This is a genomic window from uncultured Jannaschia sp. (assembly GCF_947503795.1).
Classification (GTDB): Bacteria; Pseudomonadota; Alphaproteobacteria; order Rhodobacterales; family Rhodobacteraceae; genus Jannaschia.
In genome coordinates, this window is sequence record NZ_CANNEZ010000001.1 from 813,333 (window position 1) to 835,261 (window position 21,929).

Annotated in this window: 23 protein-coding genes and 1 tRNA gene; 17 read left to right on the forward strand and 7 right to left on the reverse strand. The window is 68.0% G+C overall.

Features of this window, described 5'->3' with window-relative positions; genetic code table 11:
- Window positions 1–130: 130 nt before the first annotated feature.
- Window positions 131–985 (reverse strand): hypothetical protein, encoded by an 855-nt coding sequence (locus tag Q0833_RS04380; RefSeq protein WP_298430649.1) that lies wholly within the window; start codon window positions 983–985, stop codon window positions 131–133.
- 344 nt (window positions 986–1,329) lie between these two features.
- Window positions 1,330–2,568, reverse strand: coding sequence for an acyl-CoA dehydrogenase family protein (locus Q0833_RS04385; RefSeq protein ID WP_298430651.1), 1,239 nt, complete (start codon window positions 2,566–2,568; stop codon window positions 1,330–1,332).
- Between the two features lie 60 nt (window positions 2,569–2,628).
- Here Q0833_RS04385 and Q0833_RS04390 point away from each other — a divergent pair, with 60 nt between their 5' ends.
- Complete coding sequence (locus Q0833_RS04390) at window positions 2,629–3,615, forward strand: phosphotransferase family protein (RefSeq protein ID WP_298430653.1); 987 nt, start codon at window positions 2,629–2,631, stop codon at window positions 3,613–3,615.
- Here Q0833_RS04390 and Q0833_RS04395 read toward each other — a convergent pair.
- Window positions 3,612–4,607 carry an ester cyclase gene (locus Q0833_RS04395; RefSeq protein ID WP_298430655.1) on the reverse strand — a complete coding sequence of 332 codons (996 nt, stop codon included), beginning with the start codon at window positions 4,605–4,607 and terminating at the stop codon, window positions 3,612–3,614. The two genes, Q0833_RS04390 and Q0833_RS04395, sit on opposite strands and share 4 nt — an antisense overlap.
- Window positions 4,608–4,695: 88 nt before the next feature.
- Between Q0833_RS04395 and Q0833_RS04400 the strand changes: the two genes are divergently transcribed.
- From Q0833_RS04400 to Q0833_RS04410, 3 genes are read left to right on the forward strand one after another with little or no spacing between them, the layout of a single operon-like run.
- Complete coding sequence (locus tag Q0833_RS04400) at window positions 4,696–5,745, forward strand: ABC transporter ATP-binding protein (protein WP_298430657.1); 1,050 nt, start codon at window positions 4,696–4,698, stop codon at window positions 5,743–5,745.
- Window positions 5,732–7,186, forward strand: coding sequence for a GMC oxidoreductase (locus Q0833_RS04405; protein ID WP_298430659.1), 1,455 nt, complete (start codon window positions 5,732–5,734; stop codon window positions 7,184–7,186). Before Q0833_RS04400 ends, Q0833_RS04405 begins: the two co-directional genes overlap by 14 nt.
- A gap of 3 nt (window positions 7,187–7,189) precedes the next feature.
- Window positions 7,190–7,723: an ester cyclase gene (locus tag Q0833_RS04410; protein ID WP_298430661.1), complete on the forward strand. Its 534-nt coding sequence runs from the start codon at window positions 7,190–7,192 to the stop codon at window positions 7,721–7,723.
- A gap of 4 nt (window positions 7,724–7,727) precedes the next feature.
- On the opposite strand, the gene Q0833_RS04415 is transcribed toward Q0833_RS04410, so the two are convergent.
- Both Q0833_RS04415 and Q0833_RS04420 read right to left on the reverse strand, forming a co-directional pair.
- Entirely contained in the window at window positions 7,728–8,120 is a 393-nt protein-coding gene (locus Q0833_RS04415; protein WP_298430663.1) for a response regulator, read from the reverse strand.
- Between the two features lie 98 nt (window positions 8,121–8,218).
- A complete protein-coding gene (locus tag Q0833_RS04420; protein WP_298430666.1) occupies window positions 8,219–8,434 on the reverse strand; it encodes a hypothetical protein in 216 nt (71 codons plus the stop codon).
- A 78-nt stretch (window positions 8,435–8,512) separates the two neighbouring features.
- Between Q0833_RS04420 and Q0833_RS04425 the strand changes: the two genes are divergently transcribed.
- Window positions 8,513–8,788: a DUF2312 domain-containing protein gene (locus Q0833_RS04425; RefSeq protein WP_298430668.1), complete on the forward strand. Its 276-nt coding sequence runs from the start codon at window positions 8,513–8,515 to the stop codon at window positions 8,786–8,788.
- A gap of 60 nt (window positions 8,789–8,848) precedes the next feature.
- On the opposite strand, the gene Q0833_RS04430 is transcribed toward Q0833_RS04425, so the two are convergent.
- The gene (locus Q0833_RS04430) at window positions 8,849–9,727 is read right to left on the reverse strand and encodes a hypothetical protein (RefSeq protein WP_298430670.1); all 879 of its coding nucleotides are present in this window, start codon (window positions 9,725–9,727) and stop codon (window positions 8,849–8,851) included.
- 86 nt (window positions 9,728–9,813) lie between these two features.
- On the opposite strand from Q0833_RS04430, the gene Q0833_RS04435 reads away from it, so the two are divergent.
- From Q0833_RS04435 to Q0833_RS04445, 3 genes are all read left to right on the forward strand, one after another.
- Complete coding sequence (locus tag Q0833_RS04435) at window positions 9,814–11,472, forward strand: iron ABC transporter permease (RefSeq protein WP_298430672.1); 1,659 nt, start codon at window positions 9,814–9,816, stop codon at window positions 11,470–11,472.
- An 8-nt stretch (window positions 11,473–11,480) separates the two neighbouring features.
- Window positions 11,481–11,556: transfer RNA gene (locus tag Q0833_RS04440), tRNA-Thr, on the forward strand.
- Between the two features lie 255 nt (window positions 11,557–11,811).
- Complete coding sequence (locus tag Q0833_RS04445) at window positions 11,812–12,525, forward strand: hypothetical protein (RefSeq protein ID WP_298430673.1); 714 nt, start codon at window positions 11,812–11,814, stop codon at window positions 12,523–12,525.
- 74 nt (window positions 12,526–12,599) lie between these two features.
- Here the strand turns inward: Q0833_RS04445 and Q0833_RS04450 are convergent, their stop codons facing one another.
- Window positions 12,600–13,337: an SDR family NAD(P)-dependent oxidoreductase gene (locus Q0833_RS04450; protein WP_298430674.1), complete on the reverse strand. Its 738-nt coding sequence runs from the start codon at window positions 13,335–13,337 to the stop codon at window positions 12,600–12,602.
- An 85-nt stretch (window positions 13,338–13,422) separates the two neighbouring features.
- Here Q0833_RS04450 and Q0833_RS04455 point away from each other — a divergent pair, with 85 nt between their 5' ends.
- The 9 genes from Q0833_RS04455 to Q0833_RS04495 all read left to right on the forward strand — a co-directional run bounded on the left by Q0833_RS04455 (window position 13,423) and on the right by Q0833_RS04495 (window position 21,914).
- Window positions 13,423–13,902: a DUF4112 domain-containing protein gene (locus tag Q0833_RS04455; RefSeq protein WP_298430675.1), complete on the forward strand. Its 480-nt coding sequence runs from the start codon at window positions 13,423–13,425 to the stop codon at window positions 13,900–13,902.
- A 15-nt stretch (window positions 13,903–13,917) separates the two neighbouring features.
- A complete protein-coding gene (locus Q0833_RS04460) occupies window positions 13,918–14,865 on the forward strand; it encodes an endonuclease/exonuclease/phosphatase family protein (RefSeq protein ID WP_298430676.1) in 948 nt (315 codons plus the stop codon).
- Window positions 14,866–14,941: 76 nt separating this feature from the next.
- Window positions 14,942–15,961, forward strand: coding sequence for a YihY/virulence factor BrkB family protein (locus tag Q0833_RS04465; RefSeq protein WP_298430677.1), 1,020 nt, complete (start codon window positions 14,942–14,944; stop codon window positions 15,959–15,961).
- Window positions 15,962–15,971: 10 nt separating this feature from the next.
- The gene (locus Q0833_RS04470; protein ID WP_298430678.1) at window positions 15,972–17,129 is read left to right on the forward strand and encodes an AI-2E family transporter; all 1,158 of its coding nucleotides are present in this window, start codon (window positions 15,972–15,974) and stop codon (window positions 17,127–17,129) included.
- 99 nt (window positions 17,130–17,228) lie between these two features.
- Window positions 17,229–18,188: a tripartite tricarboxylate transporter substrate binding protein gene (locus Q0833_RS04475; RefSeq protein WP_298430680.1), complete on the forward strand. Its 960-nt coding sequence runs from the start codon at window positions 17,229–17,231 to the stop codon at window positions 18,186–18,188.
- Window positions 18,189–18,326: 138 nt separating this feature from the next.
- A complete protein-coding gene (locus tag Q0833_RS04480) occupies window positions 18,327–18,767 on the forward strand; it encodes a tripartite tricarboxylate transporter TctB family protein (RefSeq protein ID WP_298430681.1) in 441 nt (146 codons plus the stop codon).
- A gap of 1 nt (window position 18,768) precedes the next feature.
- The gene (locus Q0833_RS04485; RefSeq protein ID WP_298430682.1) at window positions 18,769–20,286 is read left to right on the forward strand and encodes a tripartite tricarboxylate transporter permease; all 1,518 of its coding nucleotides are present in this window, start codon (window positions 18,769–18,771) and stop codon (window positions 20,284–20,286) included.
- The gene (locus tag Q0833_RS04490) at window positions 20,267–21,634 is read left to right on the forward strand and encodes an acyclic terpene utilization AtuA family protein (protein ID WP_298430683.1); all 1,368 of its coding nucleotides are present in this window, start codon (window positions 20,267–20,269) and stop codon (window positions 21,632–21,634) included. Before Q0833_RS04485 ends, Q0833_RS04490 begins: the two co-directional genes overlap by 20 nt.
- Complete coding sequence (locus Q0833_RS04495; RefSeq protein ID WP_298430685.1) at window positions 21,627–21,914, forward strand: DUF4387 family protein; 288 nt, start codon at window positions 21,627–21,629, stop codon at window positions 21,912–21,914. Before Q0833_RS04490 ends, Q0833_RS04495 begins: the two co-directional genes overlap by 8 nt.
- Window positions 21,915–21,929: the final 15 nt, after the last annotated feature.

A 21,929-nucleotide genomic window follows, 5' to 3' on the forward strand; every position in this document is an offset into this window, starting at 1 on the left:
GAGGCAGGTGGGGGAAGGCCGCTATGCGGACGAAACTGCCGTCCGTTCTATCTGCACGAAAGACCGTTCCCAGTCCGAAGCGGACACGGCCTTCGTCGCGTCTGGCAGCTTTCGGCTTCTACCTGAGAGCTTAGTTGTAGCGTTTTCTTAGTTCCTCCGTCCAAGTGTTCCAAAGGTTGCACTTGGTCAAAATCAGAAATCTTGCGATTTGCTGAACGTTGTAGACCTCGTAAGGCCCGAGACGGCTGGACTCTGAAGAAAAAGCGTGGGCAGTCATTTTGCTGCGCAAGAACTCGCTGAAATTGATCGCGTCGGGCACCGAAATCTGACGATCTCGGACCTCAACACCATCCGAAGTTTCCGAAGGCTGGTTGAGCATTTCATATACCGGCACTTCGGATTGATCACCACGGGCCACCCAATCAATGGTTCTTTCCGGATCAATACCAGCATTTCGCAAACGTGCCTTGAATGGATCCAAAACCTTCGGGTTCCACACAAAAGTCCCATTTCCAACCGATCGCGGCACCTCTCGGCTCGCTTTTACGCCGAGATCAAGTTCTTCGATTGCCGAATATGCAAGGTTTATCGCCACTGACGTTCCTACGTGCGAGGTAAAATTGTCGGTATGTTTATCAAACACTTGCCCGTAACGAGGGTGCATTGACCACGGCGTCACGCACCCGGTTTCGTAGCTCTGTGCCAACTTGTGAATGGCATATAAAAGCTTCTTGTTGCGCCAAGCTTCAGCAGCGATGGCGACCGCAACTGGCAGCGTTTGACGGTAGGTGAACCATTGAAAGAGGCCATCGCTCCGAAAAAGCTTCTCAAAGGTTATCTCCCGATCTGCTTCGTCTTCAGATAGTTCGAACCCGGAAGTAGGTGGGTTTTTAATAACCGGGAACCCCTCAAGAATGACATTCGCTGAGCAGACCAATTGAACAATATTGTCAGCCTCGGTTTGCTCTGTTTCGAGCAGAAGCAATCTACCGACTTGTTGTCCTTCGCGTCGGACACCTATGCCCCTTAACGCACTGGCTTGGGATATTTCGCTGATACCTCCTCTTTCGGAGAAGGCAAATCGCATTGATGGGTCAGGAATGTCCCGTGTGGACCAGTTCGCAGTAGCGCAAATTGAATGGATCAAATCAACTTCACAGGGTCGAAACACAAGGAAGCTACAATACTCTGGCATTGGTCCCCCGTGAAATATGTACGATCTGTAATCGTTCGGCCCAACCTTGCAGAGACCGCTCTTTGCGCATAGCAGACGTTAGATCATGGCGCAGCATCCGATAAAATGGGCTCGAAGCGGACCTCCGCCCCTCCCTACCGCAACCCCCGCGCTTTCATCTCTGCCCGGTACACCGTCCTGAGATGCACCGCGTCCGGGCCGTCGACCAGCCGAAGCGTGCGGATGTGGCCGTAGAGCCTCGCAAGCTCGGTATCCTGGCTGACGCCCGCCGCGCCGTGGAGCTGGATCGCCATGTCGCAGACGTCCTGCGCCACGCGGGGGACCAGAACCTTGGCGGCGCTGATGGCGGGGGCGGCGGCCTTCATGTCTCCTGTCGCGGCATGGGCCGCGTCCATCTCGGCGGCGGCGCGCAGCGTGGTCAGGCGCGCGGTGTCGATCATCATGCGGGCCTCGGCGATGCGCTCGGCATTGCCGCCCAGGTCCAGGAGGTCGCGCCCGAAGGCCACGCGGGACGCGCCGCGCGCGACGGCGAGGGCGAGCGCCTTCTCGGCCATCCCGATGGCGCGCATGCAGTGGTGGATGCGCCCCGGCCCGAGGCGGCCTTGCGCGATCTCGAAGCCGCGCCCGGGCCCGAGCAGCATCGCATCGGCCGGCACGCGGACGTCGGTGTAGCGGACATGCATGTGGCCATGCGGCGCCTCGTCGTCGCCGAAGACCTGCATCCCGCGCAGGATCTCGACGCCGGGGGTCGCGGTGGGCACGACGAGCATGGAATGGGAGCCGTGGCGGGGGCCGTCGGGGTCGGAGCGGGCGAGCACGATATGGACCGCGCAGCGCGGATCGCCCGCGCCCGTCGCCCACCACTTCTCGCCGTTCAGCACCCAGTCGCCGCCGTCGCGGTCACAGCGCATCTCGATATTCGTGGCATCGGATGAGGCGACCTGCGGCTCGGTCATCAGGTAGGCCGAGCGGATCTCGCCCGCCATCAGGGGCGCCAGCCAGCGGTCGCGCATCTCGTCCGTGCCGTAGCGGGCGAAGACCTCCATGTTGCCGGTGTCGGGCGCGTTGCAGTTGAAGACCTCGGGGGCCAGCCAGGACCGTCCCATCTCCTCGGCGATCCAGGCGTAGTCGACCGTGCCGATGCCCGGCCCGCCGTCGAGATGGGTCTGCCAGAGGTTCCAGAGGCCCCGCGCGCGCGCCTCGGCCTTCAGCCCTTCGAGGATCTCCGTCTGGCGCGGCGCATGGCTCCAGCGGTCGCCCCCCGCGCCGGTTGCGGCGTGGTACTCGGCGTCCATCGGCGCGATCTCGTCGCGCACCATCGCGGCCACCGCGTCGCGCAGCTCGCGCCCGCGCGCGCTAAGTCCAAGGTCCATCGCACGTCCTCCCGTCGGGGCACAGTTGCCAAGCCGCGCGCGGCGCGCAACCCTCGGCGGATGGACGGTTTGCCCGACACGCTTGCGCCTTGGCTTTCGGCCCGCCTTCCGGGGCGGCCCCGGATCACGGGCGCGCGGCGCTTCGGCACGGGCCAGTCGAACCCGACCTGGGCGCTGGAGACGGATGCGGGCCCGCTGGTGCTGCGCGCCAAGCCGCCGGGGCGGCTGCTGCCGAAGGCGCATATGATCGAGCGGGAGTACCGCGTGATGGCCGCGCTGGCCGGGTCCGAGGTGCCGGTGCCCGCGATGCATCTTCTGGTCGAGGAGGAGAACCCGCTCGGGCGCGCCTTCTTCGTGATGGCGCATTTGGACGGGCGGATCTTCTGGGATCCCGCCTTGCCGGACGCGCCGGACCGGGCTGCGATCTACGCGGCGATGGGCGATGTGCTGGGCGCACTGGGACAGGTCGATCCCGGCGCGGTGGGCCTCGGGACCTATGGGCGTGCCGAGGGGTTCTTCGCGCGGCAGGTCGCGATCTGGACGGCGGCCTATGCCGCGTCGGTCGAGGTGCCGGACCCGGATATGCGAGCGCTGGGCGATTGGCTGGCCGCAAGGGAGGTCGCCGACGCGCCCCCCGCGCTGGTCCATGGGGATTTCCGGCTCGACAACATGATCTTCCATCCCTCCGAGCCGCGCGTGATCGGCCTGCTCGACTGGGAGCTGTCGACGCTGGGCCACCCGACCGCCGACCTCGCCTATCAGGTGATGCAGTGGCAACTGCCCCATGACGGCCCGCTCCGGGGCCTCGGCGGCGTCGACCGCGCGGATCTGGGGTTGCCGACGGATGCGGCGCATGTAGCACGGGTCCGGGGCGACGTGCCCGACGATTGGGAGGCATGGCTGGCGCTCTCGGCCTACCGGCTGGCGTCGATCCTTGCGGGCGTGGGCGCGCGGGCGGCGGTGGGGAATGCATCGAACCCCGAGCAAGGGCGGCGCTACGGCGCGATGGTCCCCGACCTCGTGCGGTTGGGCCTCGGCTGGACCTAGAGGGTCGTGCGCGGCGCGCCGGTGCGGTGCGCCATCCGCGCCATCACGTCGACGCCCATCTGCGCCATCAGCCCGATCGTGTCGTTGGGCAGCCAGTTCTCCGCGATCAGGTTGTCCGCATCGAAGCGATAGAAATCCATCACCCGGAAGCGCAGCGTCCGGCCGGTCGGCGCGATGCCCATGTACTCCGCACCCGTGTGCACGACCTCCACATCGCCGCCGGTAACCGCGAAGGGTCCGTCCGAGAGGCGGATGAAATGCCCGGCCCCCTGCGCCTGCGGAAAGGCGCGGCGATAGGGGATCTGGTGATGCGCGCGGAAGCCCGCGACGCCCCGGCAGGCACCGATGCCGCCGCCCGCCCAATACATGAAGTCGGGATGCCAGTGGTGCATCGGGATCGACGTGATGTCGCCGCCCCGGAAGGCGTTGAGCCCCGCATGCATGTCGAGCACGCGGTCGAGGCTCCCGGTCTCCTCGGACGGGGCCAAACGAACACCGTCGCCGCCGCGGGGCGCGGGCCAGTGAAACGGCGCGCCGAGCGGGGGCGACATCGGCCAGACGCCCGCCTGCATCATCAGTTGGGCGATGTCCCAGACGAGCCACGAGGCGCGCACGCGGCCATCCTCGATGGCATGGGCCTCGCCATAATTGAGCGACACGACGCCGCCGGTGGGCGGGATGCCCGCAAACGGTTCGCGGAAGGTGCCGACATAGCTTCCGCAGCAGGCAACGAGACGGTCGGGGCGCGGCTCGGCCCAGCGGTCATCCTCGTGATTGGCACCGGCCAGGAAGATGTCGTCGCGCCGCTCGAGATCGGGGAGCGCGCGGCGAAGCTGGGCGAAGAGATCGACGAGCCCCGAGCCATCCAACCGGCCGAACGGCGCCGATGCCTCGGCGCGGGCATCCGGCGCGACCGCCGTATCGTCGCCTCGGGTCAGTCTCTCGAGCGTCGCGAGGGCGGCGTGCCGGTCTGGGGTCGAGAAGGGGGTCATCGAGGCCTCTTTGCATACGATTGCAAAATGCTTGCCGCAGGGGTGTTCGCCTGTCTAGGGTGATCGTCAGACAAGTCCGGGGGACGTCATGGCCGAGATCACACTCAAGCAGGTCACGAAGCGGTGGGGCGATTTCGTCGGGGTCCACGAATTCGATCTGGATATCCGCGACCGGGAGTTTCTCGTCCTGCTGGGCCCGTCGGGCTGCGGCAAGACGACGACGATGCGGATGATCGCCGGGCTCGAGGATCCGACCTCGGGCGATATCGTCATCGACGGCGCACGGGTGAACGACCTCGACCCCAAGGACCGCGATGTCGCGATGGTGTTCCAGTCCTACGGGCTCTACCCGAACATGGACGTCTACGAGAACATCCGCTTTCCGCTGAAGGTCCGCAAGATCCCCGAGGCCGAGCATGACGAGCGTGTGCGCCGGGCCTCGGCCATGGTCGAGCTGGACGATTTCCTGCATCGCAAGCCCGCCGCCTTGTCGGGTGGCCAGCGACAGCGCGTGGCACTGGCCCGCGCCATCGTGCGGACGCCGAAGGTCTTCCTGATGGACGAGCCCTTGTCGAACCTCGACGCCAAGCTGCGCGTCTCGACGCGGGCGCAGATCAAGAACCTCAGCCACGAGCTGCAGGTCACGACGATCTACGTCACCCACGACCAGATCGAGGCGATGACGCTGGCCGACCGCGTGGTCGTGATGAAGGCCGGCATCGTCCAGCAGGTCGGCACCCCGACCGATATCTACGACAACCCCGCCAACACGTTCGTCGCGGGTTTCATCGGCAGCCCCGCGATGAACCTGATGGAGGGCGAGGTGGTCGACGGCGTGTTCCAGGCGCCGGGCATCGAGATCCCCGGCTTTCCGGGCATCAAGGGGCCGGTGACCTGCGGCTTCCGCGCCGAGGATGCCTCGGTTGCCGAGACCGGGGGCGAGCTTTCGGCGCCGGTCTACTCGATGGAGCTCTTGGGGGACTCGACGATGGTGACCGTTCGCGCGGGCGGCGGCCTCGTCGCGGTGAAGGCCCCGAAGGAATTCCGCACCACCATCAAGGCGCCCTTTGCCGCCCATGTGCCTGCCGCGATCTGCCATCTCTTCGATTCCAAGACCGGCGAGCGTGTCCCCCGCTGAATTCGACGTCCTCGTGCTGGGCGGCGGGGCCGCGGGTGCCACGCTCGCGGGCGAGCTTTCGCGCCTGTCGCCGGACCTTTCCATCGCCATCGTTGAAGCGGGTCCGAGCGATCGTCACCCCTTCGTGCGGATGCCGTTCGGTCTGGTGGCGCTGATGGGGTCGCGCCGGGACTGGGCGTTCCGCTCGGCGCCGCAGGCCGCCCTCGGCGGGCGCCGCGTGGCGATCCCGCGGGGCCGGATGCTCGGCGGCTCGGCCTCGATCAACTCGATGGTCTGGTTCCGGGGCCGGGCGGATGATTTCGATCATTGGGGGCCGGGCTGGGGCCGGGACGACGTGATGCCCGCCTTCGACGCAGTCGAGAGCGCGATGCGCCCCGCGCCGATCGCCGATCCCCACCCGCTGAGTGCCGCGCTGGCCGGGGTGCATCCCGGCCCGCCGACGCCCGAGCGGGTGTCGGCGGGTCCGTTCATCTGCAATCTCGAGCGGGGGCGCCGACGCTCGCCGGTCGACGCCTTCCTGAAGGGCGCGCGCGTCACCGTCTTGACCGGCCGCGTGGTCGACCGCCTGACCGTCTCGGACGGCCGCGCGACGGGCGTCATTCTGGCGGATGGCACGCGCATCGCGGCGCGTGCGGGCGTGGTACTCTCGGCCGGGGCGATCGGGTCGCCAACGCTGCTCCTGCGGTCCGGGATCGGGCCGGGCGGGGCGGTCGCCGACCTGCCGGCCGTCGGCGCGAACCTGCACGACCACCCCGCCATCGCCGTCCACCACGAGGGCCGGGGGTCCGGGCGCGGCCTGACGCTGGCGCAACTGCCGGGCTGGGCCGTGGCACCCTTGCGCTGGGCGTGGCGTGGGACGGGGCCGCTCGCGTCGAACACCGTCGAGGCCGGGGCTTTCCTCTCCACCGATGGCGCCTCGCGACCGGACGTGCAGGTGCATTTCATTCCGGCGCGCCTCGGCCATGCGGGCCGCGCGATCGGTTGGGGCGCCGGGTACTACGCCGATGTCTGCGTGATGCAGCCGCGGTCGCGCGGACGGCTGACGCTGGACGGTGCGGGGCAGCCGGTCATCGACCTCGAGCTGCTCACGGACGACCGGGACCGGGCGACGCTGCGGGCGGGGCTGCGCGCGCTCCGGCGCCTGCTCGCGGCCGCGCCCTTCGGGACGCGCCGCGCGCCCGAGGTCTTCCCCGCCACCGGCGACGACGACGCGGCCCTCGACGCCCATATCGACGCCCGCGCAGGCACGGCCTATCACCCCGTCGGGACCTGCGCGATCGGCGCGGTGACGGATGCGGCGCTGGCGGTGCGGGGCGTGGACGGCCTCTGGGTGGCGGATGCGTCGGTCATGCCGCGCATCACTTCGGCCAACACGAACGCCCCGTCGATCATGATCGGATACCGCGCGGCCCGGATGGTCGCCCAAGCCCTAAGAGGATGAGAGATGACCGGAGCCCGCCCCGAACAGGCGATCCTGACCCGCGACACGGACCTGTCGAAGACCGAGGCCACCCGCGCCGTGATCGAGGGCATGGTCGACGGCCTGAACGACCACCGCATCGCCGATATCGGCGAGTTCTTCTCGGAGACGTTCCGCTGGATGGGCAACCGGGGCTGCGGCACCAAGACCGGGCTGCGGGAGTTCCAGGCCAACTGGCAGGCGCCGTTCCAGGCGGCCTTCGGCGACAAGGTCTGCATCGACGAGGCGCGGCTCTACATGGGCGAATGGGCCGCGGCCTTCGGGCGGCAGGAGGCGACCCATCGCGGCACGTTCATGGGCGTGGAGGCAACGGGCAAACGGGTCGAGATCCGGTACATGGATTTCTGGAAGGTGGTGGACGGCAAGATCGTCGACAACTGGGTGATGGTCGATTTTCCACACGTGCTCGCCCAGCTCGGGGTGGACGTGTTCGACGGCGCGGGGTGGGAGGCGTTCGACAGGGGCGATGCAGTGCCGCCCACGCCGCCATCGGCCTGATGGCCTAGCCCGCCGCGCTGGCCCGACGGATGGGCGTCAGCCGCGCCAGCGCCATCGGAAGCGCGCCCTCGGCCGAGGGCTTCGACAGGGTGATCGAGCCGGGATAGGCGTGGCCCATCACGCGCGGATCGGCATGGCCGGAATGGAACACGATGGGGATGCCCCGCTCGGCGAGACGATCGGCGGCGGGAAAGATGTCGCCATCGGACAGACGCACGTCGAGCACCGCGGCATCGACGATCTGATCGGCGCAGGCGCGGGCCTCGGAGACGGTGCTGGCCGCGACCACGGTCGCGCCCGCATCCTCGAGCTGCATCTGAATGTCCATCTGGATCAGGAATTCGTCCTCGACGAGCAGGATGGTGCGCCCGTGGAGCGGTCGTTCAGTCGTTGTCATCATTCGGTCCGTTGCGGTGTCTGACGTCGCCCGTGAAGTCTGACCGATGCGCGCCCGCCTTGTCAAATGACATCAACGGGCGCGGGGCCCGGCCTCCGTCACGTCAGGAAGACGCCAAGGACCACCATCATCAGGCCGATGGTGGAGATCGCGAGCGCCCCGAGGTTCAGCGCCACGAGCTTGCGCAACCGCGCCTCCATCGCCGCGCCCTCGAGCCCCTCGCGCCGCGCGCGCAGGGCCACGGCGATGCACCATCCGAGCCCCGCGAGCCCGGTGACCGCCAGCGCCGCACCGATCCAGACCAAGGCCGCCATGCCGCATCCTCCCGCGTTGCATCATCCCGCCCCGGGCGCTACCGAAGGCATCCGAGCAGGACAAGAGGAGCAGACCCCATGGCCGACCTTAAAGTCGTCGACGACGGACCCACCGACACCTACCGCGTCACCGCCGACGAGCTGCGTCAGTTCATCGAGCGGATCGAGCGTCTGGAGCAGGAAAAGAAGGACATCGCCGAGCAGTCCAAGGAGGTCTATGCCGAGGCCAAGGGGCGCGGCTACGACACCAAGGTGATGCGCAAGGTCATCGCGCTGCGCAAGCGCGAGCCCGACGACATCGCCGAGGAAGAGGCCGTGCTCGACATGTACAAGGAAGCGCTCGGGATGACCTGAGCGGGTCGCGGTGCGCGACCCGCGCACCGGTCGAATGAGGGCGCGCGGCGCGCCACCCGTCTAGGGCTGGATGAAGGTGATGTCGTCGCGGGCCCGGATACGCTCGAGGTCGGCCTCGTAGAGCGCCGAGAGACCCGCGATCATCTCCTCCGACCAGCCGGGCAGGGCGATTTCCTGGTCGATCTTCGCCTCGTCGGCATATTTGCCCAGAAACGCCGTCATCACCTTGCGATGGGTCGAGAGATCCGGCGCGGGATTGTCGCGGAGATAGGTTTCGAGCCGGTGGAAGCCGGTCGCCGTCATCACGTCGCGCAGGATCGCATCCTCGCCGTCGAGCGGGGTCTCGACATCGGCGGTCTCGCGCAGGATCTCGGGCCAGAGGAGCGGCAGGTCCTCGTTGCACCAAACCGTCAGCGGCACCTCGGGACAGGCGTCGCGAATGGCCGCGAGCGGGGTGGACCACGTCATGCGCGACAGGTCCTGACCCGCGATGAACGCCTCGAACGTATCGACGCTCGACGCTTCGAACAGCGCGGGCACGAAGGTCGCGGGATTGCGGATCGCGATGAAGAACGCGACCGAATGCCCCGGAAAGAGATCGCGCAGCGTCTCGGCCCGTCGCCCCGCATCGGCATAGAGCGTCGTGCCCGCAAGCACCTTGGCATAGGTCCCGAGAAATCCCTCGTAGCTCAGGATCATGCGGCGGGCCCCCTCGGGGTCCGCGACCCCGTCCAGCAGCTCGTCGACCAGGGTCGGACCGCCGCCGGGCATCAGGCTCCCGCCGCGCGCCTGCATCGCCTTTCGGATCGCGGGCCGCACCCGACCGGCCGACGGCACGACGACCCCGTCCGCGGCCAGCGCGTCGGCGTTCCGGGCCAGTGTCTTGAGCAGGAGGTCGTCATCGGTGCAATGCGCCCCGAGATGTATGGCGATGTCCAAGGGGCCGACGTCCTTCCGCTGCGATCGGCGGGACGATAGCCGTGCCCCGCTGGACAGGCAAACGGCAATGGCCTAGGCCCGATCCCATGTCCGACGGAAACGCTCAGGTTCCTCCGCTTCGCTGGTACCGGCCCGACCCGTGGTCGGTGGGCGCGCTGGTCGTGGCCGCGCTTGTGATGGTTCCGATCCTCGCGGTCGTCTGGCTGGCCTTCAACCCGACGGACAACATCTGGCCCCACCTGATGTCGACCGTCCTGCCGCGCTATCTGGGCAATACGCTGGTGCTGATGACGGGCGTCGGCGTCCTCGCGGCGATGATCGGGACGGGGACCGCGTGGCTCGTCGCGATGCACGAGTTTCCCGGCCGCCGCTGGCTCTCTTGGGCGCTGCTGATGCCGCTCGCGATCCCGGCCTATGTCGGGGCCTACGCGCTGGTCGATTTCCTCGACTACGCAGGGCCCGTGCAGACCGCACTCCGGGGCGCGATGGGCTGGACCAGTGCCGCCGACTACGCCTTTCCCGATATCCGCTCGATGCCTGCCGCGATCCTCGTGATCGGCTTGTCGCTCTATCCCTATGTGTACCTCCTGGCCCGTGCGGCCTTCTCCGAGCAGTCGGGTGCGGGGTTCGAGGTCGCCCGCGCGCTGGGGGCGGGACCCTGGGCGCGGTTTCTGCGCGTCGGCCTGCCGCTGGCCCGGCCCGCCGTCGCCGCGGGCACCGCCGTCGCCATGATGGAGGCGGTCAACGATTTCGGCACGGTCGATTTCTTCGGGGTCCAGACGCTGACAACGGGGATCTTCTCGGTCTGGCTCTCGGGCGGGAACGCGGGCGGCGCGGCGCAAATCGCTTGCGTGATCCTCGTGCTGATCGCGGGGCTCGTCGCCATCGAGCGCGCCTCCCGCCGCCGCCGCCGCTTCTGGCAGGCCGCGCGCGCCCAACGCCCGGTCACGCGGACGACCATGACGCGCAAGGCAGGCTGGGTCGCGACGCTGGCCTGCCTTCTGCCTTTCGGCGCAGGCTTCGCGTTTCCCGCGGGCGTGATGGCGTGGCACGCACTGACGCGGACCGAGAACTGGCTCGCCCCCGGTCTGGCCGAAGCCGTCGCGAACACCGTCCTCGTTGCGGGCTCGGCCGCCCTTCTGACCGTGGGGCTGGCGCTCTTCATGGTCTACGGCGTGCGGATGGCGGGGCGCACCGTGCCCCGTCTCCTGATGCCGATCACGGGGGTCGGGTACGCCGCCCCCGGCGCGGTGCTGGGCCTCGGGGTGCTGATCCCGCTCGCCGCGCTCGACAACCGTGTGGCCGACGCGATCCTCGCCGTGACCGGCCACGATCCGGGCCTGATCCTGACCGGCGGTATCGGCGCGCTGGTCTTCGCGTACACGGTCCGCTTCTTCGCGATCGGGCAGGGGGCGGCGGATGCCGCATTGGGCCGCATCCCGCCCTCGCTGCCGCTGGCGGCCCGGTCGCTCGGACGCGGGCCGGGCGGCACATTGCGCGCGATCCACCTGCCGCTGATGCGCGGCTCGGTGGCGATGGCGCTGCTCCTCGTCTTCGTCGATGCGGTCAAGGAACTGCCCGCCACGCTCCTCCTGCGACCCTTCGGCTTCGACACGCTGGCCACGCGGGTCCACGATCAGGCGTCGCTCGAGCGCCTCGAAGCCGCCGCCCCGGCGGCGCTTGTCATCACCCTCGTCGGCCTCGTCGCCGTCCTCTTGCTGGCCCGCGCCGACGCCGCTAGATGAGCGTCAGTGCCCCTATAGCTCAGCTGGTAGAGCAACTGATTTGTAATCAGTAGGTCCGCGGTTCGAGTCCGTGTGGGGGCACCATCTTTCTAGCAAAATCAGCATCTTAAGTGTTGTAGTGCTGTCTTGGTTGTTCCGAAACGGGTGCGTGAAAGCACTGCGGAAGCAGTTGTTCACGTGTCGTTTTTGCCACATCGGAAGGATGGCTCTGACACAGGCCCCTAAAGCCTGTTTCCACAGGAGAGGGCCGGTCGCGGTTACGGCGGTGAGCGGTCATTGGATCGAGCCGCCGGGACTGGTGGGGATGCTGGTGGGCAGTCATTGGAACGGAGTGCGACAATGAAGGTGGACCGAGAGATCGAGGGGATGCCGAAGATGGACCAGGCTGTGGACGTGGAACAAGGCGTGTGGGTCACCGACTTCATGCAGACGTCGAGTTACATGGAGGGCTTCACCTGCGAAGGCGCTGCGGATGGGATCTCCGCGCCAGTCGGGCTTTCGGATGCAGGCGAAGAGATCCCGGCCGAACGATTCCCACCGGCCATGTGGATCGGCGGCTCCTTCAAAGAGCCGAAGAAGCTCAAGCACATCTTCTCCGCCGGTGGCCTCTTCGCGGTCTCAGGCGCCTTCGCCGAGATCCTGCGGCGTCACGACTTGGGCCAGAACGCGCTGTACCCGGTGACGTTCCTGAGTAAGGACCGCACGACGGCCTATGAGGGTGAGTATTTTTTCCTGAACATCTGCGAACAGAAGAGCGGGTTCGATCCCGAGAGGTCTTCGAACTTCCGAGACTATCGAGAGCGTCCTTCGCCGCGTCTTGGTGGAACGCCCCTGATCCTGGATCACGGGGACATCGCGGTCTCCGCCTCCGTCCTCGACGGTCCCGATCTCTGGATGGATCCCACTTTGGCGACATCTCACTTCTACAAGGGCGAGCTCGCGCGCGAGCTGCTTGCCAAGAAGATGTTTCACTCGAGCGGGACCGAGAGCCTCTCCATCGCCCGCTGCCGGGTGATCGACGCGGACGGTACAGTCATTGGGGGAGATGCATAATGGCTATTAGCCTCCGCTCTCCGTTCAGCTTCGACATTCACCACATTTCCCCACGCGAACCAGAAGCAACCGGCTTAATACGTGGCCCGTCCCCCGCTGAGGTCGAACACGGCCGCTGTCGTGAAGGCGTTCTGGGGCGAGACGCACCACGCGATCATGTCGGCGGCCTCGGTGACCTCGAGGAAGCGCTGGCGCGGGATCTTCGAGAGCATGTAGTCGATATGCTCCTGGCTCATCTGGTCGAAAATCGGCGTGCGTGCGGCGGCGGGGGTGACGCAGTTCACCGCGATGTCGTGGCCCGCCAGTTCCTTGCCCAGCGACTTGGTGAATCCGATCACCCCCGCCTTCGACGCCGAGTAGGCGCAGGCGTTGGGGTTGCCCTCCTTGCCGGCGATGGACGCGATGTTGAGGATGCGACCATAGCCTGCCTCGGTCATCGCGGGCACGACCGCGCGGTTCACGAGGAAGGTGCCGGTCAGGTTGATCGCCACGATCCGCGACCAATCGGCGGGGTCGTATTCGGTGACCGGCCGGTTTGGTCCGGCGATCCCCGCCGAGTTCACGAGGATCTGCGGCGCTCCGAGGGCCGCGACCGTCTCGGCATAGGCGGCATCGACCGAAGCGGGGTCCGACACGTCGCAGGTGACGGCGACGGCACCGGTCTCGGCGGCCATTGCGGCATTGGCGTCGCCGTTGGCATCCCAGCTGGCGACGCGCACGCCTTCGGACTGAAGCCGGCGCAGCACCGCCAGCCCGATTCCCTGCGCCCCGCCGGTCACCACCGCGACCTGTCCGTCCATTCCCAGCGCCATATCCTGTCCCCTCGATTGATCGCCGCGACCCTAGCGGCGCGGTGCGGGCACGGGAACCCGGCGCGGGGCGCGCGCGTAGGTGGGTATGGAACATCTGGACCGCACGCCCGACACGCCGCCCCGCGCCCCCGCCCGCATCCCCGGACGGGCCCCCGCGCGGAGCCGACCCGAAACACTGCATCGGGACGCCGAGACCGACCCGGATCACGCCGCCCGGCTGGATCGGCTCGATCGTCTGGCCTGGAACCTCGACAGCCGCTACCGCCTGCCGGGGACGCAGATCCGCTTCGGCTGGGATGTGCTTCTGGGCCTCGTGCCCGGTCTCGGCGATGTCGCGGCACTGGCGCCCGCGAGCTACATCTGGCTCGAGGCGCACCGGATGGGCGCGCCGACCCACGTGAAGGCGCGGATGGCGTTGAATACCGGGATCGACTGGGTCGTGGGCACCATCCCGCTGGTGGGCGACATCTTCGATGTCGGGTTGAAGGCGAACCGCCGGAACGTCGCGTTGTTGCGGTCGCATTTCGGCCTGCCCGCCGCTGATGACGACCCGACCGGGGCCTGAGCGGGGCCGCTCGGAATGCTGCGTGCCTTTCTCGGACTGCTGGCGCTGGCGCTGGTGGTCGTCACCCTTCTGCCGCTGCGCGATTCCGGTGCGTGGTGGATCCGCGGGTGGGAATTCCCGCGCCTCCACATCTTCGCACTGGCTGTCGCCGTCGGCGTTGTCGCCGCCCTCACGCTGACCGGGACGTGGCGCGGCACGGTCGTCCTCGCCATGATCGCCGTCATCGGCTGGCAGGGGTCTTGGCTCTGGCGTTACGTGCCGGGAATGCCGGTCGCCGTGCCGCTGGTCGCGGGCGAGGGCGGCGTGAAGATCATGGCGCTCAACCTTCTGCAGGAGAACGAGGATCACGACGCGGTCCGCACACTGATCCGCGACGAAGACCCCGACGTGCTGCTTCTGATGGAGGTTGATCAGGTCTGGGCCGACGCGCTGTCGGAGGAGTTGGCGCGCTACGAGACCCGCCGCGAGGAGATCCGCGACGACCATTACGGCATGATCTTCGCCACGCGCATCCCGGTCGAAAGCGCGGAGTTGCACCAGCTCGAGGGCACGGATGTCCCCATCGCCACCGCCATCCTCAGCACGCCCGATGGCCCGATGCTCGTCACGGGTCTTCATCCCCGGCCACCGGTGCCCGGCAATTCGACCGACGACCGCGACCGCCAGCTGGCGGCGATGGCGACATTGATGCGCCGGGTCGACATGCCCGCCGTGGCCGTCGGCGACTTCAACGACGTGCCGTTCTCGCGGCGCGGCAGCCGGCTGCGCGAGGCGGGCGGCCTCAGGGACACACGCGAAGGGCGGGGGCTGATGACGACCTTCGACGTGACGCATCCGATCCTGCGCTTTCCGATCGATCAGGCGCTGGTGACCGAGGACGTCATCCTCCACGACAAGCGCCTCGGCCCCGAGGTCGGTTCGGACCATCTGCCGCTCCTGCTCCGGGTCCGCGCGGGGTCCTGAGTTTCGCGGGCCGGGACGGGAACCGGCGGTCATCCGCCTGCGTTGATCCGTCGCACAATCACGTCTGGAGAACGCCATGGGCAGGTCTGAACGGCTGGAGGACATCTCCGAAGCCGGGCGCCACGCCACCGCGGCCGAAATCGCTGAGGCCCAACCGGGTCGCGGACGCGACGCAACGCGTCCGACCGAGATCCCGAAGGCCGGATGGCTGGATATCGCGGTCCGCGTGAAGGACGAGATTTCGGCGGACCACGTGCTGCTCGTCGCCGCAGGCGTCGCGTTCTATGGCCTGCTGGCGGTCTTCCCCGCCATCACCGCGCTGATGTCCATCACCGGGTTGATCTACGAGCCGACCGAGCTGGTGGCCGCACTCGAGGGCATCACGGCCGTCGTGCCGCCCGATGTCAGCCAGATCATGCTGGACCAGGCGGAAGCCGTGGCCGGATCGCAGGAGGGTGGGCTGACGCTCGGGCTGATCGTCGGACTGGGCCTCGCGCTCTGGTCGGCCTCGGCGGGCGTCGGCAGTCTGATCGAAGGCATCAACCTCGCCTATGACGAGAAGGAGACGCGCGGTTTCGTGCGCGTCAAGCTGATGACCATCGGACTGACGCTGGCGATGATCCTGGGCGTGCTCGTCGCGGCGCTGCTCATCATCGCGGTTCCCGTGGCGTTGGAGTTCCTGGCCTGGAGCCCCACGATGGAGACGCTTCTGCAATGGCTGTCCTACGTGCCGTTGGCGATCATCGTCACCGTGGGCCTTGGCATCCTCTACCGCTACGGCCCCGACCGCGACGACGCCAAGCTGCGCTGGATCGCGCCGGGGACGATCATCGCGGCGCTCGTCTGGCTTGTGGCGTCGGTGGCCTTCTCGATCTACGTGCAGAATTTCGGCTCCTACAACGAGACGTTCGGGTCGATCGCGGGCGTCGTGGTCCTTCTGATGTGGATGTGGCTCTCGGCGGCGGTCATCCTGATCGGGGCGGAGCTCAATTCCGAAATCGAGGCCCAGACCGCGCGCGACACCACCACCGGACATCGGGAACCCTTGGGCCACAGGGGGGCCGTGAAGGCGGATACCATTGGCGCCGCGCGATGAGCCGGGTGGCGTGAGCGCCACTCCCGAGCGGGTCGACACGATCCGCGGCGATGCCGGCTCGACCGAGTTGGCCGCGGCGCCCGCGCGCCCCAAGCGCCATCCGCTCGCCGTACCGGTCACCGGCATCTTCATCCTCCTGCTGATCCAGGCCCTCTTCTTCGCGGCGGAATTCCTGATCCCGGTCACGAGCGCCGTGTTGGGCTATTTCATCCTGAATGCGCCGCGGCGCGGACTTGGCCGGATCGGTGTGCCCGCCCCCGTTGCCGCCGCGCTCTTCACCGTGACGATCGGTCTGGCCCTCGTCTTCGGTGGCATGATGGCGGCCGACCCCATCCAGAACTTCGTTACCGATATCCCGAACCTGCTGAGCCAGGTGATGGGGCAGCTTACCGGACCCGGTGGCCCGTTCGAGGCCTTCACCGTCGCCGCCGACGCCACGGGCGAAGTTCTCGCCGAAGCGGGTGCCGAGCGGCCCATGCAGGTCGAGGTCGTCTCGGATTCCGGGCTCGCCAGCACCGTCTTTGCCATCGCGCCCGCGCTCCTCAGCCAGGTCGTCTTCGCGATGTGCCTGCTGTTCTTCCTGACCGCCTCGGGCGATCTCTTCATCCAGAAGGCCGTACAGGTCGTCGACCGGTTCGAGGACAAGCGCACGACCGTCCAGACCATCCGCACCATCGAGGCGCGGCTTGGCAACTATCTCGGCGCGATCACCTTGATCAATATCGGCCTCGGCGTGGTGATCGGGGCCGCGATGTGGTGGTGGGATCTGCCGTCGCCCTGGCTGATCGGGCTGATGGCGACGGTCCTCAATTTCATCCCTTTCGTCGGCGCGGTGATCGGTGCGGGCATCGCGGGGATCATCGCCTTCGTGTCCTTCTCGGATCCCTGGGCCGGGCTGGGCGTCTTCGCGACCTATTACGCGCTGACCTCGATCGAGGGGCAGTTCGTGACGCCCGCCCTGATCGGCACGCGGCTGCGCCTGAACGTGACGATGGTGTTCCTGTCCGTCGCGTTCTTCGCCTGGACCTGGTCGGTCATGGGCATGGTCGTTGCCGTTCCGATGCTGATCGTGGTCAAGGTCATCTGCGACGCCATCCCGAAATTCCGGAAGGTCGGCCTGTTCCTCGGCGATGCGGAAGGCTTCGTGCCGAGCGAGAAGCGCGCCTGAGCCTCACCGGCGCGAGACGTCTTGCGGTTACGCGCGAGGCGTCTAGGCTCCCCATGTCGCCCACCCCGGGAGAGGGTCGGCGCCCAAGGGAGGAAGACCATGACCTACACGTTTCGCGCAGCCCTGACCGGGATCGCCCTCGTCATCGGCGGGGCCGCCACCGCGGCCGAGTGCATCGCGCCCGCCAACCCCGGCGGTGGCTGGGACTTCACCTGCCGCCAGATCGGCAAGATCATGACCGATATCGGTGTCGTCGACGGCCCCGTGCAGGTCACCAACATGGCCGGTGGCGGTGGCGGCCTGGCCTATCAGACCGTGGCCAACGAGCGCACCGATGACGCCGAGCTGATCGTTGCCGCGAGCCAGGCGACCGCGACCCGTCTGGCGCAGGACGCCTATGGTGGCGCCACCGCCGACCAGGTGCGTTTCCTCGGCGCGATCGGGGCCGATCCGGGCGTCATCGTCGTCGCTGCCGACAGCCCCTTCCAGACCCTGGGTGACATGCTCGACGCCATCGCCGCCGATCCCGGCAGCGTGGCCTTCGCGGGCGGCTCGGCGGCGGGCGGCTTCGACCACCTGAAGGTGCTGCAGCTGGCCAAGGCGCATGGCGTCGAGGATGTGCGCCAGATCAAGTATATCGGCGTCGATGGCGGCGCGGATGCGATCACCCAGACGGTGGGCGGCTTCACCCAAGGCATGACCGGCGACATGTCCGAGGTCGTGGGCTTCATCGAATCTGGTGACGTGCGCGTCCTCGCCGTCCTCTCGGACGAGCGGGTGCCCGGCTTCGACGACATCCCCACCGCCGTCGAGCAGGGCGTGGACGTCGTCGCGGTCAACTGGCGCGGGCTCTACGTTCCGAAGGACATCTCGGACGAGGCCTTCAACGACTGGGTCGCCAAGCTCCAGGCCGTCGGCGAGAGCGAGGAATGGGCCGAGGCCATGGCCGCCAACGGTCTGGCGCCCTTCAACGTGACCGGCAGCGATTTCGAGGCGTTCATAGCCCAGAACATCGAGGACGTCCGCACGCTGAGCCAGGAAATCGGCGTCATCCAGTAAGGGCCGTTCGCGGCGACAACCGAACGGGCGCACCGCCCGTTCCTCCGCCCATCCCGTCCCGACGGGATGGGCCTCCGCGACCGGTGCGGGGCCCGCCCGGGCCCGCTGGCGCACAGACGATATCGGGGGATAGTCACCATGCTCGCAAGCGACCGTATCTTCGGCGCGATCGTGATCGTCGGCGCGCTGGCCTACGTGGCCAGTGCAGCCCAGATCGCGGCACCCTTTTTCTCCGATCCGCTCGGGTCGCGCGCCTTCCCGATGGCGGTCGGCATCGTCGCGGCGATCTGCGGCGTGGTCATGGTGCTCAAGCCCGACGACGAACCGGAATGGCCGCCGCTGCGTTCCGTCGGCGCCCTCGCCATCGCAACGGTCATGCTGGTCGGATACGCCTATGCGCTCAAGCCGCTGGGCTTCCTTCTGCCCACCGCGATCGTCGCCGGCGTGCTCTCGTTCCAGATCGCGCCGCGCTGGAAGGCGGCGATCGTCACCGGGCTCGCACTCAGCATCGGGCTCTTCGTCCTCTTCCGCTTCGTCCTCGGCCTAAGCCTCTTCGGTCTGCCGCGGGGACTCTTCTGACATGGATATTCTCAACAACCTGATTGGCGGCTTCTCCGTCCTGACATGGTTCACCCTGGCCCTCGCCGTGCTCGGGTGCTTCATCGGCACCATCGTCGGCGCGCTTCCGGGGCTCGGGCCGTCGAACGGTGTGGCAATCATGATCCCGATCACCTTCACCATGGGGCTCGACGCGGTCGCGGCCCTCGTTCTGCTGACCTCGATCTATTACGGCGCGATGTATGGGGGTCGGATCAGTTCGATCCTCCTCAACATTCCCGGCGACGAACCCGCGATGATGACCTGCCTCGACGGCCATCCGATGGCCCGGAACGGCCGGCCGGGCGACGCGCTGGTGATCTCGGGCGTGGCCAGCTTCGTCGGCGCCACGCTCTCGACCATCGGGCTGATGTTCCTCGCGCCGATCCTGTCGAACATCGCCTACCAGTTCGGCCCGGCCGAGTATTTCGCGCTCTATCTGCTGGCGTTCTGCACGCTGGGCGGCGTCGCGTCGAAGAACCAGGCCAAGGCCGCCTTCGCCAGCGTCCTCGGCATCGGTATCGCGATGATCGGCCTCGATCCCAATTCGGGCATGGCGCGACTGACGGGTGGCAACCTGCATCTCTATGACGGCGTCGATTTCCTCGTGGCGATCGTCGGCCTGTTCGCGGTTTCCGAGGTGTTCTTCTTCATCGAGAAGCACGGCGCGCAGGGCGCGCTCAACATGGTGATCGGCAAGGTCACGATCCCCTGGCGCGAAATCTGGTCGACGCGCTGGACGATGCTCCGCTCGTCGGTGATTGGCTTCATCGCGGGCGTGTTGCCCGGAGCGGGCGCGTCGCTGGGCTCGTTCCTGACCTACGTCACCGAGAAATCCATCGCGGGCGAGAAGGGCGGATTCGGCACCGGGGTTGCCAAGGGGATCGCGGCACCCGAGGTGGGCAACAACGCCGCCGCGGGCGGCGCCTTGGTCCCGATGTTGACGCTGGGCGTGCCCGGCTCGGGCACGACGGCGGTGCTGCTGGCGGTGCTGGTTACGCTCAACATCACGCCGGGCCCGACGCTCTTCACCGAGCGGCCCGACGTGGTCTGGGGCTTGATCGCCTCGCTCCTGATCGCGAATTTCGTCCTTCTGGCGATGAACGTGCCGATGGTGAAGGTCTTTGTGAAGATCCTCCAAGTGCCGCCCGCGATCCTGATGCCGGGCGTCACGATGGTCAGCTTCGTCGGCATCTACGCGCTGACGGGCAGCTATTTCGACCTGCTCCTCGTCACGGCCTTCGGTGTGCTGGGCTACGTCCTGCGCAAGCTCGACATCCCGACGGTGCCCGTGATCCTCGGGATCCTGCTGGGCGGCAAGATGGAGAAGCAGCTCCGCGACGCGATGGTGCTTTCGGACGGGGACTGGACTTACCTCGTCTCCTCGCCCATCGCGATCGGCCTGCTGGTGGCGGCGTTCCTCGGGTTCATCGCCCCGATGTTCCTGCGTCGCATCATCCGCAAGCCCGAGGTACCGGATCATGCCAAGCCTCTCGACTGAGGTCGCCGGGCCGACCTGCCGCGTCCTCGTGCCGGCGGGCGCACTGGGCCTCGGCTGGGATGGCGACGCGCTGGCCGCGGGCCTGGCACGCGGGCCGGATCTCATCGCCATCGACGGCGGCTCAACCGATAGCGGGCCGGCCTATCTTGGGCGCGGCGTGTCCAAGTATTCCCGCGCACAGGTCAAGTCGGACTGGGGCGAGTTGGTCCGCGCGGCCCTCGCGGCCCGCGTGCCGCTGGTGATCGGCACCGCGGGGACCTGCGGGGCGGGGTCGGCGGTCGACTGGCTGGTCGAGATTACGCGCGAGGTCTTGGCCGAGGCCGGGCAGGGGGCCAAGATCGCCGTCCTCTACTGCGACCGGGATGCCGATCGGCTGGCCGCCGAATGGGACCGCGTGTCACCCCTGCCGGGTGCGCCGGACGTCGCGGCCGACGCCTTGGCCGACTGCACCAACATCGTGGCCCTCGCCGGGGCGGAGCAGGTGCAAGCCGCGCTGGCGACGGGCGCCGGGATCGTCATCTGCGGGCGCACCACCGATACCGCCATCCTCGCGGCCCTGCCTTTGGCGCGCGGCTGCGACGCGGGCGGCGCGTGGCACGGCGCGAAGGTGGGCGAATGCGGCGCGCTCTGCTGCACCCATCCCGACACCGGCGTCATCGAGATCTTGTTCGACGGGACGGGCTTCACGGTGACCCCCATGGCCGAGATCAGCGTCGCCACCGAGCGGACCGTCGCCGCCCATCTCCTCTACGAGAATTCCGACCCGGTCATCCTGCACGAACCCGGTGGCGCGCTCGACACCTCCGCTGCGACCTACCGCGCCGAGGGCCGCGCGGTGCGGGTCGAGGGCGCGGTCTGGACGCCTGCGCCCTATACCGTGAAGCTCGAGGCGGCGCGCGTGGCCGGGCACGGCGTCATGAGCCTCGCCCTCGTCCGCGACCCGCACTACGTGGCGGAAATCGACGACTGGTGCGCCTCGCTCGAGGCCCGTGCCCGTGCCCGCATCGCGCGCCAGATGCCCGGCGCGGCCTACGATCTGGAGCTGCGACGGATCGGTCTCGACGCCGCACTCGGCGCGCTCGAACCAGGCGCGACCCGCCCCAACGAAATCGGCATCATGGCGCAGGTCATCGCCCCCGATGCGGCCACCGCGCAGGAGGTGGCCAAGCTGGTGAACCCGCTCCTCCTCCACCATCCGCTCACCCCCGAAGAGCCGATGCCCACCTTCGCGTTCCCCTTCTCGCCGCCCGAGGTCGATCTCGGCACGCGCTACGAATTCGTGCTGCATCACGTGCTGGCGCTGGACGATCCGATGGACGGCTTCCGGCTGGAGGTCCTCGATGTCTGACCTGGGCGACCTCGCGCGCGTCCGCTCAAAGAACGCGGGCCCGTTCTGGATCACAATCGACATCTTCTGCGACGCCGCGACCTACGACCGCGTCGCGGCCCTCCCGACCGAGGCATTCGCCGCTCGTCTCGGCGGAGCGGAGATCAAGCGCTTCGACCTTCCCGCGCTGCATGTCGTGAAGCTGTCGCTGCCGCGCCCGGCGGTGCAGGGCAGCGCGCGCGACCGCGACATGCACGGCGCGGCGCTGGCCCACGCGCTGACGGGGATGGCGGTGGCCTGACCCCCGCGAGTGCGG

Coding starts and splice junctions, on each gene's coding strand:
- Q0833_RS04385 (WP_298430651.1), bottom strand. CDS start 2,568: ATGGACCTTGGACTTAGCGCGCGCGGGCGCGAGCTGCGCGACGCGGTG.
- Q0833_RS04465 (WP_298430677.1), top strand. CDS start 14,942: ATGGGCAGGTCTGAACGGCTGGAGGACATCTCCGAAGCCGGGCGCCAC.
- Q0833_RS04415 (WP_298430663.1), bottom strand. CDS start 8,120: ATGACAACGACTGAACGACCGCTCCACGGGCGCACCATCCTGCTCGTC.
- Q0833_RS04435 (WP_298430672.1), top strand. CDS start 9,814: ATGTCCGACGGAAACGCTCAGGTTCCTCCGCTTCGCTGGTACCGGCCC.
- Q0833_RS04420 (WP_298430666.1), bottom strand. CDS start 8,434: ATGGCGGCCTTGGTCTGGATCGGTGCGGCGCTGGCGGTCACCGGGCTC.
- Q0833_RS04455 (WP_298430675.1), top strand. CDS start 13,423: ATGGAACATCTGGACCGCACGCCCGACACGCCGCCCCGCGCCCCCGCC.
- Q0833_RS04450 (WP_298430674.1), bottom strand. CDS start 13,337: ATGGCGCTGGGAATGGACGGACAGGTCGCGGTGGTGACCGGCGGGGCG.
- Q0833_RS04485 (WP_298430682.1), top strand. CDS start 18,769: ATGGATATTCTCAACAACCTGATTGGCGGCTTCTCCGTCCTGACATGG.
- Q0833_RS04400 (WP_298430657.1), top strand. CDS start 4,696: ATGGCCGAGATCACACTCAAGCAGGTCACGAAGCGGTGGGGCGATTTC.
- Q0833_RS04480 (WP_298430681.1), top strand. CDS start 18,327: ATGCTCGCAAGCGACCGTATCTTCGGCGCGATCGTGATCGTCGGCGCG.
- Q0833_RS04490 (WP_298430683.1), top strand. CDS start 20,267: ATGCCAAGCCTCTCGACTGAGGTCGCCGGGCCGACCTGCCGCGTCCTC.
- Q0833_RS04390 (WP_298430653.1), top strand. CDS start 2,629: ATGGACGGTTTGCCCGACACGCTTGCGCCTTGGCTTTCGGCCCGCCTT.
- Q0833_RS04425 (WP_298430668.1), top strand. CDS start 8,513: ATGGCCGACCTTAAAGTCGTCGACGACGGACCCACCGACACCTACCGC.
- Q0833_RS04460 (WP_298430676.1), top strand. CDS start 13,918: ATGCTGCGTGCCTTTCTCGGACTGCTGGCGCTGGCGCTGGTGGTCGTC.
- Q0833_RS04445 (WP_298430673.1), top strand. CDS start 11,812: ATGAAGGTGGACCGAGAGATCGAGGGGATGCCGAAGATGGACCAGGCT.
- Q0833_RS04495 (WP_298430685.1), top strand. CDS start 21,627: ATGTCTGACCTGGGCGACCTCGCGCGCGTCCGCTCAAAGAACGCGGGC.
- Q0833_RS04410 (WP_298430661.1), top strand. CDS start 7,190: ATGACCGGAGCCCGCCCCGAACAGGCGATCCTGACCCGCGACACGGAC.
- Q0833_RS04395 (WP_298430655.1), bottom strand. CDS start 4,607: ATGACCCCCTTCTCGACCCCAGACCGGCACGCCGCCCTCGCGACGCTC.
- Q0833_RS04475 (WP_298430680.1), top strand. CDS start 17,229: ATGACCTACACGTTTCGCGCAGCCCTGACCGGGATCGCCCTCGTCATC.